The 12,143-nt window shown below is 63.1% G+C and carries 11 protein-coding genes; all 11 read left to right on the top strand.

Annotation, left to right across the window (positions count from 1 at the left end; genetic code table 11):
• Window positions 1-6 precede the first annotated feature (6 nt).
• The 11 genes from PGW49_RS06520 to PGW49_RS06470 all read left to right on the top strand — a co-directional run bounded on the left by PGW49_RS06520 (window position 7) and on the right by PGW49_RS06470 (window position 12,119).
• On the top strand, window positions 7-933 hold the full coding sequence (locus PGW49_RS06520) for a respiratory chain complex I subunit 1 family protein (RefSeq protein WP_022095201.1): 927 nt from the start codon (window positions 7-9) through the stop codon (window positions 931-933).
• Window positions 934-948: 15 nt separating this feature from the next.
• Window positions 949-2,406 (top strand): hydrogenase 4 subunit D, encoded by a 1,458-nt coding sequence (locus PGW49_RS06515; protein WP_270225975.1) that lies wholly within the window; start codon window positions 949-951, stop codon window positions 2,404-2,406.
• Between the two features lie 13 nt (window positions 2,407-2,419).
• Window positions 2,420-3,073: a hydrogenase 4 membrane subunit gene (hyfE, locus tag PGW49_RS06510; protein ID WP_270225974.1), complete on the top strand. Its 654-nt coding sequence runs from the start codon at window positions 2,420-2,422 to the stop codon at window positions 3,071-3,073.
• A 3-nt stretch (window positions 3,074-3,076) separates the two neighbouring features.
• Window positions 3,077-4,636, top strand: a complete 1,560-nt coding sequence (locus PGW49_RS06505; protein ID WP_225093466.1) for a hydrogenase 4 subunit F — start codon at window positions 3,077-3,079, stop codon at window positions 4,634-4,636.
• Between the two features lie 3 nt (window positions 4,637-4,639).
• Window positions 4,640-6,412: a hydrogenase large subunit gene (locus PGW49_RS06500; RefSeq protein WP_022095197.1), complete on the top strand. Its 1,773-nt coding sequence runs from the start codon at window positions 4,640-4,642 to the stop codon at window positions 6,410-6,412.
• Between the two features lies 1 nt (window position 6,413).
• Window positions 6,414-7,130: a formate hydrogenlyase complex iron-sulfur subunit gene (locus tag PGW49_RS06495; RefSeq protein WP_225093468.1), complete on the top strand. Its 717-nt coding sequence runs from the start codon at window positions 6,414-6,416 to the stop codon at window positions 7,128-7,130.
• Window positions 7,131-7,132: 2 nt separating this feature from the next.
• A complete protein-coding gene (locus PGW49_RS06490; protein ID WP_006234107.1) occupies window positions 7,133-7,915 on the top strand; it encodes an NADH-quinone oxidoreductase subunit B family protein in 783 nt (260 codons plus the stop codon).
• Window positions 7,916-8,497 carry a formate hydrogenlyase maturation HycH family protein gene (locus tag PGW49_RS06485; RefSeq protein ID WP_055286175.1) on the top strand — a complete coding sequence of 194 codons (582 nt, stop codon included), beginning with the start codon at window positions 7,916-7,918 and terminating at the stop codon, window positions 8,495-8,497.
• The gene (gene hycI, locus PGW49_RS06480) at window positions 8,497-9,000 is read left to right on the top strand and encodes a hydrogenase maturation peptidase HycI (RefSeq protein WP_055286177.1); all 504 of its coding nucleotides are present in this window, start codon (window positions 8,497-8,499) and stop codon (window positions 8,998-9,000) included. The genes PGW49_RS06485 and hycI overlap by 1 nt, the downstream gene beginning before the upstream one ends.
• Before the next feature lie 39 nt (window positions 9,001-9,039).
• Window positions 9,040-9,879 carry a formate/nitrite transporter family protein gene (locus tag PGW49_RS06475; RefSeq protein WP_225093469.1) on the top strand — a complete coding sequence of 280 codons (840 nt, stop codon included), beginning with the start codon at window positions 9,040-9,042 and terminating at the stop codon, window positions 9,877-9,879.
• Between the two features lie 122 nt (window positions 9,880-10,001).
• Window positions 10,002-12,119, top strand: coding sequence for a molybdopterin-containing oxidoreductase family protein (locus tag PGW49_RS06470; RefSeq protein ID WP_270225973.1), 2,118 nt, complete (start codon window positions 10,002-10,004; stop codon window positions 12,117-12,119).
• Window positions 12,120-12,143: the final 24 nt, after the last annotated feature.

The following is a 12,143-nucleotide window of genomic DNA, read 5'->3' as shown; positions in this document are numbered from 1 at the left end:
GAGAGCATGAACAACATCGTACTTGCCGTTCTGCAGGGCGTGGTCGTCATGGCCGTCGCGCCTTTCTTCTCCGGTCTCGGCCGCGTGATCCGCGCCAAGATGCACAACCGTCGCGGACCCAGCATCATGCAGGACTATCGCGACCTGGCCAAGCTCTTTGCGCGCCCCGAGTCCCAGAGCGAGGACGCGAGCTTTGCGCTGCGCATTATGCCGCCGCTGTTCTTCGCCGTCGCCTTTATGCTCGCGATGGGCCTGCCGCTCTTTACGGCACAAAGCCCCATCCCGGTCTTTGGTGACGCCATCACCATCATGTACAGCTTGGCGCTCGCCCGCTTCTTCTTCGCCCTCTGCGGCGTGGATTCGTCCAACGCCTACGCCGGCATCGGCGGCGTTCGCGAGCTGCTCATGAGCGTGCTCATCGAGCCGTCCATGCTGCTGGCGCTGTTTGCCGCCGCCCTGGTGTGCGGCTCCACCGACATCGCTACCATGGGTCAGCACATCATGACGGGCGCCATCGATGCGCCGGTCGCCGTGATCCTCGCCGGCATCGCCTTTGCGATCGCCTGCTACATGGAACTCGGCAAGCTGCCGTTTGATCAGGCCGAGGCCGAGCAGGAGCTTCAGGAGGGTCCGCTCGCCGAGCTTTCCGGCCCGTCGCTTGCGATGGCCAAGCTCGCCATGTCCATGAAGCAGGTCCTGGTCGTCGCCTGGTTCTGCGCGATCTTCGTCCCCTGGGGCGAGCCCGCAACCGTAGGCGCAGCCGCCGTTCTGGGCGCAGTCATCTTCCTGGTGAAGTGCCTTATCGACTTTGTCGTATGCGGCGTGATCGAGAACTCCTGCTCGCGCTCGCGTTTTAAGGTTCTTGGCAATCAGACCTGGGCCGTCGTGGGCATCGCCGTTCTGGCGTTTGTCTTCGTGGTCGTCGGCGTGTAGGAGAAGGGAGAAACAATGTCATTTGCAGTCAGTCTGTCCCTTCTCGGCTTGGTCGCTATCGCGGCCCCGATGGTGGCCTCGGTGCTTGTCGCCCTGTTCCCCCGTCCGTACGCCAAGTGGTTCAGCGTTTTGGGTGCCGCCGTCTCGACGGTCTGCACCATCGCCCTCGCCGCGAATTTCGCTGGCGCCGGCATGCCCGACACGCGGGTCCCCCTGATCTCGTTTGGGCAGACCCTCGTCATGGGATTCACCTTCGATCGCATGAGCACGCTGCTCGCGCCCGCCTTTGTGGGTATCGGCCTGCTTGTCGTGATCTATTCGATCCCCTATATGAGCGAGAATAACCGTGAGCATCCCGACGCGCCGCGTCGTCGCTTCTACGCGTACCTCGCGACCTTCATCGGCGCCATGGCCGGCCTTGTGTACAGCTCGACCCTCCTGGGCCAGCTCGTGTTCTTTGAGATCACGGGTGCGTGCTCTTGGGGCCTCATTAGCTACTACATGTCGCCTACGGCCAAGAAGGCCGGCATGAAGGCCCTCATCATCACGCACATTGGCGCACTTGGCCTGTATCTGGGCGCCGCCATCGTGTTTGCCCATACCGGCACCTTCGCCATTACCGCGATTGCCGGCCTCGACGCCAAGCTCAAGGCTATCGTCCTTTTGCTCGTGCTGTTTGCGGCCTGGGCCAAATCCGCACAGGTTCCCATGTACATGTGGCTGCCTTCGGCCATGGAGGCGCCGACGCCTGTTTCGGCCTACCTGCATGGCGCCTCGATGGTTAAGGTCGGCGTGTGCGTGTTCGCGCGTGCACTCGTCTCTGCCGGCGAGATCCCCGAGATCGTGGGCTGGGTCGCCATTATCGACGCCATGGTCACCATGCTCTTTGGTTTCCTTATGTACCTGCCGCAAAAGGACATGAAGCGCCTGCTGGCCTTTTCCACGATCGCCCAGCTCTCCTACGTGTTCTTTGGTCTGGGCCTTTCGGTCTTTGGCAGCCAGCTCGCCTTCGATGGCGCCGTGTGCCACATCTTTAACCACGCTTTTGCCAAGACCCTGTTCTTCCTGATCGCCGGTTCGTTCTCCTTTACGCTCGGCACGCGTATGCTGCCCAAGCTTCGCGGCATCGTAAAGAAGTACCCGATCTCGGGCGTGGGCTTTGGTGTCGCGGCTCTTGCCATTGCCGGCGTGCCGCCCATGAACACGTTCTTCTCGAAGTTCCAGATCATCGCCGGCGGCTTTTCTGTGGGTGCCGGCAACGTCGCGATCCTGGTGCTCGTGTGCATCATGGTCGCCGAGACCGTCGCCACCTTTGCCTGGTTCCTCAAGTGGATGGGCTATTGCCTGCCCGGCGAGCCGAGCGACGAGGTCGCTGCGGGAGCCCCGCTTCCCCGCGCGATGGCGTTCGTGTTCATCGTGCTCATCATCATGGTTATCGTCAGCGGCCCGCTTTCGGCCAGCTGGATCGGTTAGGAGGTAGAACGACATGGGTTATTCGATCGTCAACATCCTTGGCGGCCTTCTGATCGTCACGTCCACCATGGTGGTCGTCTCCAAGAACATCAAACATGCCATCAACTGGTATGCGGTGCAGTCGCTGGTGCTCGTGGGGCTGCTCGCTACGCTCGGTGCCACCACCGGTGCGCAGGAGCTGCTTATGTGGGCCGGATCTACCTTTATCACTAAGGTCGTCCTGGTCCCTTACATCCTCAACCGCGCATACAAGAAGATGGGCGAGCCGAGCGACGCATCGCTCAAGGCCGGCCTTAAGCCCGCGTGGGCCATCTGCATCATCGCCGTCGAGGTCGCGATCTGCTTTGCCGTTGTGACGCAGATCAGCCTGCCCACGGCCGAGGTCGCAACGCCTGCGCTCGCTATTAGCTTCGCTCACTTCTTTGTGGGCCTCACCTGCATCATCTCGCAGCGCAACATCATGAAGCAGATCTTCGGATACTGCCTTATGGAAAACGGCAGCCACGTGACGCTCGCGCTTTTGGCTCCCACCGCTCCCGAGATCATCGAGATCGGTATCGCCACCGACGCCATCTTTGCCGTCATCATCATGTCCATCGTCGTGCGTCGCATTTGGGACGACTCCCACTCGCTCGATGCGCGCGACCTGTCCGAGCTGAGGGGGTAGTCCATGGAAACGTTGATTCTCGCCCTGCTCGCGACTCCTTTGGTGTTCTCGCTGGTCATGGCGTTTTTGCCCAAGAATACGTCCTATAACGTATTTGCCGGTCTCAACCTGGTCTCCGTCGCAGCTGTACTGGTGCTGTCGATTATGACGGCCGGTGACGTCCTTATGAGCGGCGAAACCGCGAGCGCTCTTGGCCTGTGGTTCCACCTCGATTCGCTGGGCGCCATCTTTGTGCTGCTCATCGGCTTTATCGGTTTTCTTACGGGGCTGTTCTCGCTTCCCTATGTAAAGGCCGATATCGAGGAGGGCTCCATGCCCGCCGAGCGCGCCAAGCAGTACTTTGCGCTGTTTAGCCTGTTTGTGTTCACCATGCTGCTCGCGTGCCTGTCCAACAACATGATCCTCACGTGGGCCGCCGTGGAGGCAACCACGCTTTCCACCGTGTTCCTCGTGGGTATCTACAAGAACAAGACGGCCCTCGAGGCTTCTTGGAAGTATGCGATGGTCTGCACCGCCGGCGTGGCCTTTGGCCTGTTCGGTACGCTGCTGATCTACGCCAACGCCGCCGACGTGATTCCCAACGCCCACGAGGCCGCGTTCCTGTCGTGCGTGCTGCCGTATGCCGACCAGTTCGACCCGACGCTCATGCGCCTCGCCTTTGCGTTTATCGTGATCGGCTTTGGCACCAAAGCCGGCCTGTTCCCCATGCACACTTGGCTGCCCGATGCCCACTCCCAGGCTCCGAGCCCTGTCTCGGCCCTGCTCTCGGGCGTGCTGCTTAAGTGCGCCATGCTTGTGATCATGCGCTTCTACGGCTTTACCATCCAGGCCGTGGGTGCCGAGTATCCGCAACTTCTGCTGCTGATCGTCGGCACGCTGTCCATTTTGGTGGCGGCACTCTCGATGTTTCGCCAGGACGACCTCAAGCGCCGCTTTGCGTACTCGTCTGTGGAGAACGTGGGCGTTATCGCCCTGTGCCTGGGTATCGGTGGCCCGCTGGGTATCGCCGCGGCCCTGCTGCACTGCGTGTTCCACGGCTTTACCAAGACGCTTGCCTTCTGCGTGTCCGGCAACATCCAGCACGCTTTTGGCACGCGTAGCCTGGCCAAGATCCAGGGCGTCGTCGAGGTTGCCCCCGCAACCGCCGCGCTCGCCGTCCTGGCGCTGCTCGGTCTTGGTGCCTTCCCGCCCTTTGGCATGTTTATCTCCGAGTTCCTGACTTTTGTCGCCGGTGTTACCGCCGGTCCCATGTGGCTGGTCGTCGTGGTCGCCCTCGGTCTTACCGTGGCCATCTCCGCGCTCACCCGTATCGCACTCAAGTCGGTATTCGGCCATGCGCCCCAGGGCATGGACAAGCATGAGGCCCCGGCGCTCATGCTTATCCCCGAAATCATCCTGGCTGTCATGATCTTGTGGTTTGGCATCGCCACCCCGCTGCCCCTCGTGCACGGTGTGGAGACCGCGACCGGCATCGTGCTCGAGCAGAGCACCGAGGAACTTCACGCGACGCCGATGTACCGCGCTGTGTTCGGTACCGAGACCGCTCAGAGCGAGGTGGAGTAACGAATGATTGAAACTGAGAACAAGGTGTATGCCCGTCGCTGCGAGAGCCATGTCGAGGCCCTGCGCCGCGCCGTTCCGGGCTGCATCGAAAAGGTCGAGTGGCAGTGTGAGGACCAGCTGACGATTACCGTCAAGCAGGACAAGCTGCCCGAGGCCGTCCACTACCTGTACTACGAGCGCTACGGCTGGATTCCCGTGATCATCGGCAACGATGAGCGCAGCCTGTGCGGCCGTTACGCCGTGTATTACGTCATCTCCATGGAGGGGGAGGACCCCGGCTGGGTGACCGTGCGCACCGAGGTCGATCCCGCCAAGATGACGTTCCCGTCCGTGACGCCGTTCGTCCCCGCCTGCGTGTGGGGCGAGCGCGAGCTGCGCGACATGTTCGGCCTGATCCCCGAGGGTCTGCCCGACCGTCGCCGCCTGGTACTGCCCGATGACTGGCCCAGCGGCCTGTACCCGCTGCGCAAGGACTCCATGGACTACCGCTTCCGTCCCGCTCCCGCGAGCGACATGGAAAACTACGAGTTCTTGGCCGACACCAAGGGCAAGGAGACCACGCTCGTCCCCATGGGCCCGCTGCACATTACCTCCGACGAGCCTGGCCACTTCCGCCTGTTCGTCGAGGGCGAGACGATCGTCGACGCCGACTACCGTCTGTTCTACGTGCACCGCGGCATGGAGAAAGTTGCCGAGACGCGCTTGAACTATGACGCCGTGACGTTCCTCGCCGACCGTATCTGCGGCATCTGCGGCTGCGCTCACTCTGTGGCCTATGCCGAGGCCGTCGAGCGCGCCCAGGGTATTCATGTCCCGCCGCGCGCCCAGTACATCCGCGCCATCATGCTCGAGGTCGAGCGTCTGCACTCGCACCTGCTCAATATTGGCCTCGCATCGCACTACACGGGCTTCGACTCCGGCTTCCAGCAGTTCTTCCGCGTCCGCGAGAAGTCCATGGACCTGGCCGAGAAACTCTCCGGTCATCGCAAGACCTACGGCCTCAACGTGATCGGCGGCGTGCGTCGCGACATTTTGGCCGAGCAGAAGCTTTCCACGCTCACGACCATCCACCAGCTGCGCTCCGAGGTTCAGGAGCTCGTCGACGTCTTGCTCTCCACGCCCAACTTTATTGAGCGTACGAGTGGCATCGGCATTCTGGACCGCAAGATCGCACGCGACTTCTCTCCGGTCGGCCCGCTCATGCGTGGCTCGGGCTATGCCCGCGACGTGCGCTTTGACCATCCCTTCGACGGCTACGCCGATCCGGATGTTCAGAAGATGCATGCTGCTACGGCAGACACCTGCGATGCCTTCGGCCGCACCGCCGTCCGCATCCAGGAGGTCTACGATTCGATCGACATGATCGAGACCATGCTCGAGAACTGCCCGTCGGGTCCCATCCTCACCACGGATTGGGAGTACACCCCGCACAAGTACGCCATCGGCGCCACCGAGGCGCCGCGCGGCGAGGACGTGCACTGGGCCATGCTCGGCAATAACCAGAAGTGCTACCGCTGGCGCGCCAAGGCCGCCACGTACAGCAACTGGCCGGTCCTGCGCTACATGTTCCGCGGCAACACCGTGGGCGACGCGGCGCTGATCGTCGGCTCGCTCGACCCGTGCTACTCCTGCACCGACCGCGTGACGGTGACCGATGTCGCCGCCAAGCGCGACCACGTGCTCGACAAGGAGCAGTTCGAGAACGTCTGGCGCGACAAGTCGCCGCTTGCGGGCGAGGGCACCATGGCCGCCCCGCTCGATGAGGAGGCGCTCTAATATGCTGAAGCTTTGGAAGGTTAACGCCAAGGCCGGCGACGCGACGGTCAAGTACCCGTTTGCGCCGTTTCCCACCAACAAGGACATGCGCGGCAAGCCCGAGCACAATGCCGAGCTCTGCATCGCCTGCGGAGCCTGCGGCGTGGCGTGCCCGGCCGATGCCATTCGCATGGACACCGACCTTGCGGCCGATACCATCACCTGGTCGATCGACTACGGTCGCTGCATCTTTTGCGGCCGTTGCGAGGAAGCCTGCCCCATGGAGGCCATCAAGCTCACCGAGGAGTTTGAACTGGCCGTCATGAGCAAGGACGACCTCACCAGCAAGAGCGTCTACACGCTCGAGCACTGCTCGCGTTGCGGCAAGCCGTTTGCCCCGCACAAGGAGATCGACTACGCCAAGCGCCTGCTGCAAAAGGCCGGCGGCATGGAGGCCATCCAGGCTGCCCGTACTGTCGGTATGTGCCAGGAGTGCAAGCGCGAGCTCGACGCCCTGCGCGCCGCCTCGGCCGTAAAGACCGGCAACGCTGCCGGCATGGCAGCCAACGAGACGCTTGCGTCCGGCGAGCCCCAGGGCCCCGGCATGGAGTATCTGGGCGGCCACGGCGTGAACCCGGAGTATATCGACCGCGAGCTCAACCCCGATGCGCCCGAGATTCCCGCCGGTCCGGCGCCGGTCGAGGGCATCATCATGGATTATGAAATGAAGGAGGAGTAACCATGGCCGAACCCACGCTTTTGCCCGAGCGGCTTCAGTACCGCCCGACCAAGATCGAGCTCGACGAGAGCATCGAGAAGGCCAAGGCGACCCTTCTTAAGAAGATCAAGCGCTCGGTGTACGTCTACCGTGTTGACTGCGGCGGCTGCAACGGCTGCGAGATCGAGATCTTCGGTTCCATCACGCCCGTCTTTGACGTCGAGCGCTTTGGCATCAAGGTCGTGCCTTCGCCCCGTCACGCCGATGTGCTGCTGTACACCGGCGCCGTGACGCGTGCCATGCGTATGCCGGCCCTGCGCGCCTTTGAGGCCGCACCCGATCCCAAGATCGTGGTGTCCTATGGCGCGTGCGGCTGCACCGGTGGCATCTTCTACGACAACTACTGCGTCTGGGGCGGCACGGATAAGATCCTGCCGGTCGACGTCTACATTCCCGGCTGCCCGCCCAGCCCCGCGCAGACCGTCTACGGCTTTGCCATGGCGCTCGGTCTGCTGGACCAAAAGCTCCATGCCGAGACCACGGTGGAGGCCGCTGGCGAGCAGGCCGATATTCTGCACCCCGGCGTGCCGTACAAGCTGCGCGTTGCCATCGAGCGCGAGGCTCGCGCCATGAGCGGCTACCGTTACGGCCGCGACCTGGCCAACGAGTTTATGGATACGCTCGAGGGCGCGCCCAAGGGCGATATCCGCGGTGCCATGGCGCTGCTCATCGACAAGCAGGACGATCCGCGCCGCGTCGAGGTCTACTCGGCGCTGCAGGATCTGGTGCTGGCCGGAGGTCGCTAGATGGAGCTCACGGACCGCTCTGGTTACTTTGCGGGTCCCGGCATGCTCGGCGGCTCCTTTGGCGATGCCTCGCGCGCAAGCGACGAGGCCGCCGAGGGCGTCGCCGACCCCTGCCTGGGTCATGCGCCCGACCAGGTGGTCTTTTACGAGCTCACGCGTAAGTTTGTGGAGACCGAGGAAGACGTTCCCCAGGAGGCCTGCGACGTACTGTACTACACGCTCGCCGTGGGCCACCACACCGGCGTGCTCGACTGCTTTGAGCCGCGCCTGTCGGTGCCGGTGGATGTGTTCTATTCGCTCGTCGACGCGCTGCCGGAGGGGGAGGCCAAGACCAAATTCGAGGCCATCCGTTCCTTTGGCGAGTGCCAGCTCGACAAGGCGGCGGTGCCGTCGCTGCTCGAGGCCTGCGACACGCTGCTCGACGAGCGCGGTTTTCGCGGGTCGGCCAAGGCCGGAATCTCGGTGTTCGATGACGACTTTGGCCTGCATGCCCAGCAGGTCGCGTTCTTAATGAAGTTTCGCGATCTGGTTGAGCGCGTGCGCGATGTGTCGGGCGTGTATCTGACGGGAAGGTTGCAATAATGGGTCGCGTTGTGGATGGTCGTGTGAACGGCGCCCCGTTTGCGGGTATCGTGCTCACGGCGGGAAGCGTGCTGCGTGCCGACGATGCCGCCGGCCCCGTGCTCTCCAAAAAGATGGAGGACGCACCCATCGCCGGTTGGTACACCATCGACGGCGGCCAAACGCCCGAGGACGACATTATCGAGGTCAAGCGCGAGCGTCCGCCGCGTTTGGTTTTGGTCGATGCCGCCGACATGGCGCTGCCCGTCGGGTCCATCCGCTTGCTCGACAAGCGCGATGTGGCCCGCAAGTCGATGTTCACCACGCATTCGCTTCCTTTGTCGATTCTGATCGAGGAAATCGAACAATCGTGTGATGATATCGTCTTCGTTGGGATTCAGCCGGGCGACACGGAGTTCTACAACCCCATGTCCCCGGAAGTCTTTGACGCCGTCGACGCCGTGTACGACGCCGTGGCTGCCAACGACTTTTCCCACTTTGTCCGCTTGGGACAGGAGCAATAGCAGCGCTTGTCTCTGCTGAATAGGAAAGAAGTGATTGACATGGCAGATTCCAAGGTGGAGTATCCCGCTCCCGATTGCCTGGCGCCCGCCGCGATCGAGGCCAAGACCGAGACCGCCGGCGTGACCAAGGCTAACCTGCCGGTCGCTAAGGCCTTTCTGTTGGCAATGTTCGCCGGCGCGTTTATCGCCTTCGGCGGCCTGTTCTTTACGGTGTTTTTGAGCGACAGCACGCTGGGCTGGGGTGCCCAGCGCGTCGTGGGCGGCCTGTGCTTTTGCCTGGGCCTGGTGCTGGTGCTGGTGTGCGGCGCCGAGCTGTTTACCGGCAATTCGCTTATGGTCTGCGCGCTCAAGAGCAAAAAGATCACGCTGGTTCAGATGCTTAAGGCCTGGGTCGTTGTGTGGGTCGGCAATTTTGTCGGTGCTCTGTTCATCGTCTTTTTGGTGTACATGGCCGGCATCTATAAGCTCAACGGCGAGGCGGTCGCCAACTCCATGGTGAGCGTCGCCGCCGGCAAGGTGACGGTCGACTGGGTGACGATCTTCTTCCGCGGTATCCTGTGCAACATCTTTGTGTGCCTGGCCGTGTGGATTGGCACTGCGGGCAAGACCGTAGTCGATAAGGTTATGGGCATTCTGCTGCCCATCGCCGCCTTTGTGGCCTGCGGTTTTGAGCACTGCGTCGCCAACATGTACTTTTTGCCCATGGGCGCCGTGATGCATGCGTGCGGCTACGGTGCCGACGTCGCCGGCGCCGATGCACTCAACGCCGCGGGCATTGCGTTTAACCTGTCCGCCGCCACGCTGGGCAACATCGTGGGCGGCGCGGTTCTGGTCGCGCTCGGCTACTGGTTTATCTACGCCAGGAAGTCCGAGGCGTAAGGTACCGCCTGTTTGACGTTGGGCCTCCCGCGGGGCGTTGCCGTGCGGGAGGCTTTTTTGGCCTGGGGCTCGTTGCCGGGCTTTTGGCCTGCTGTGTTTGGCTTGTGAAAGGGGTAATCGAGATGGCATCTGCTGTGAAGCGTGACGGTCGCACCGTGGTGACCACATGCGGGGGATGCTATGCCGATTGCGCCTTTGCGGCACGCGTTGAGGACGGTCGCGTGGTGGCCGAGTTGCCGGTGCCGGGGCATCCGTGCGCGGCGCGTGCCCTGTGCGCCCGCGGACGGCATCGCCTGGCAATGCCGTTTGACGAGCGCGACCGCATTGTGCACCCCATGCGACGCCGCCGGGATGGCTCGGGGTTTGATGCGATTACCTGGGACGAGGTGTTTGCTCAGATTGCCGAGCGTCTTTTGGGGATTGTTGACGAGTGCGGGCCTCGTGCACTGGGTATGACGCTCGGCGTTCCCTCGTTCGACCGCTACTGGGCCTATCGTTTTATGCATGCGCTGGGTTCGCCCAACGTATACGGTGCCGACGGTGCCTGCGAGGTAAGCCGACTTACCGGTTGGGAGCACAGCCTGGGCTATAGCCCCGCCTCCGACCTTGCGCATACCGACTGCATCATGTACCTGGGGCGTTCCATTGTCGATTCGTCGACGATGGGGGCCGTTGACGCGCTCAACGATGCGCGCCGGCGCGGGGCGAAGATCGTCGTGGTTGATCCCCGGCGCAGCGGCTCGGCCGCGCTTGCCGACCGCTGGCTGCGCGTACGTCCTGGATGCGATCTGGCGTTGCTGCTGGGTATCGCACATGTGCTGGTAGCCGAGGACCTGTACGATCACGAGTTCGTGGACCGCTACGCCACAGGCTTTGACGAGCTGGCGCAGGCGGCCAGTGCTTGGACGCCCGAGTGGGCCGAGTCGATGTGCGACGTGCCGGCCGCAGAGATTGTCGCCACGGCGCGCGAGCTAGCTGCCGCCGCGCCTGCCGCTGTGGTGGATGCAGGCTTTCATGGTGGCATCGGCATCGCGTATGCCAATAGCACCCAGACCGCGCGCGCTATCTGCTTGGTCGATGTGCTACTGGGCTGCATCGGACACGCGGGCGGTGCGCTCAACCCGCCCACACCGCTTGTATTGGGCGACCTTGATCCCATGCGCTTTGCGATGCCGCCGGTGCCGCGCGAGCCCAAGCTGGGGTCCAAGCGCTATCCACTGGTCGATCCGGTGCGCGGCCTGTGCACGACAATCGGTCAGTCGATTCTTGCCGGCGATTTGCGTGGGCTCATCGTCTATGCCAGTAACCCCGGTGCGGGCTATGGCAATGCACAGGCTTGGTTGAGTATTTTGCAGCAGCTCGACTTGCTCGTGACGATTGATATTCGTTGGTCCGAGACGGCGCGTGCTTCTGATTTCGTGCTGCCCGACGTGACGTATCTGGAGGCTGACCGCGGCGTGGGAACGGTCGTTGGCGCCAACGATTCGCGCGTGTTCTACCGCAACGCCGTGCTGCCTGTGCAGCATGACGACACACGTCCCGGTCGGGAGATTTTTGCCGGTCTGGCGCAGGCGTGTGGCGTGGGCGAGTACTTCCAGTTTACGTCTGACGATCTGGCGGCTGCCCAGGTGGCGCCGTTTGGGATTGATCTGGACGAGCTCAGGGAGCGCGGCTGGGCCGACACGGGTGTTGCGTTGCCGTCGCGTACGGGCGAGCCGGCGATTCCCTTGGATGGCGGCATAATTGCGCTGGCAAGTGACGTATGGGAGCGTGCCGGCCTGGGTCGTGTACCCGACTGGATCGCTCCCATGGTGGAGCCTGGCCCGGGGATGTTTCGCCTCATTAGCGGCAACCGTCCCTTTGAGTCGCACACCTCGCGAAGGCTTGCAGCCCAAGGTGCCGCCGAGGCTGGGTCGGACCTGGATGCCGTGCAGATGAATGCCGATGCTGCTGCGCATATGGGCATCGCCGACGGCGAGATCGTCGAACTCGTGAGCGATATGGGCCGCGACCGCGTGCGCGTGGAGACGACGCCGTATCTGCATCCGGCGTGCATCTTCACCTCGGCCGCCCCCGGTGGGCGTTCGTTTGGCGCCGATGCTCGTGGCGCTCAGGCCCTGGGCGTCGGGCCGCTCGACCACACACCGCTGCGCTGGGACCCGTTGACGGGCGCCGCGCTTACTCAGGAAAACGCCGTTCGCGTGGAAAAGATCGCGGCGCGCGAGGATAATAACGACTGATTGATTCAGCCGATCAAGTTGGCT

This window comes from Collinsella aerofaciens (assembly GCF_027679495.1).
GTDB lineage: Bacteria > Actinomycetota > Coriobacteriia > Coriobacteriales > Coriobacteriaceae > Collinsella > Collinsella aerofaciens_AK.
Note: the sequence above shows the minus strand (reverse complement) of the source record. Positions and strands in the feature narration are given on the sequence as shown.

Bases quoted from the DNA above. Each gene is read 5' to 3' on its own strand.
- PGW49_RS06520 (WP_022095201.1), top strand. From the start codon at position 7: ATGAACAACATCGTACTTGCCGTTCTGCAGGGCGTGGTCGTCATGGCC.
- PGW49_RS06515 (WP_270225975.1), top strand. From the start codon at position 949: ATGTCATTTGCAGTCAGTCTGTCCCTTCTCGGCTTGGTCGCTATCGCG.
- hyfE (WP_270225974.1), top strand. From the start codon at position 2,420: ATGGGTTATTCGATCGTCAACATCCTTGGCGGCCTTCTGATCGTCACG.
- PGW49_RS06505 (WP_225093466.1), top strand. From the start codon at position 3,077: ATGGAAACGTTGATTCTCGCCCTGCTCGCGACTCCTTTGGTGTTCTCG.
- PGW49_RS06500 (WP_022095197.1), top strand. From the start codon at position 4,640: ATGATTGAAACTGAGAACAAGGTGTATGCCCGTCGCTGCGAGAGCCAT.
- PGW49_RS06495 (WP_225093468.1), top strand. From the start codon at position 6,414: ATGCTGAAGCTTTGGAAGGTTAACGCCAAGGCCGGCGACGCGACGGTC.
- PGW49_RS06490 (WP_006234107.1), top strand. From the start codon at position 7,133: ATGGCCGAACCCACGCTTTTGCCCGAGCGGCTTCAGTACCGCCCGACC.
- PGW49_RS06485 (WP_055286175.1), top strand. From the start codon at position 7,916: ATGGAGCTCACGGACCGCTCTGGTTACTTTGCGGGTCCCGGCATGCTC.
- hycI (WP_055286177.1), top strand. From the start codon at position 8,497: ATGGGTCGCGTTGTGGATGGTCGTGTGAACGGCGCCCCGTTTGCGGGT.
- PGW49_RS06475 (WP_225093469.1), top strand. From the start codon at position 9,040: ATGGCAGATTCCAAGGTGGAGTATCCCGCTCCCGATTGCCTGGCGCCC.
- PGW49_RS06470 (WP_270225973.1), top strand. From the start codon at position 10,002: ATGGCATCTGCTGTGAAGCGTGACGGTCGCACCGTGGTGACCACATGC.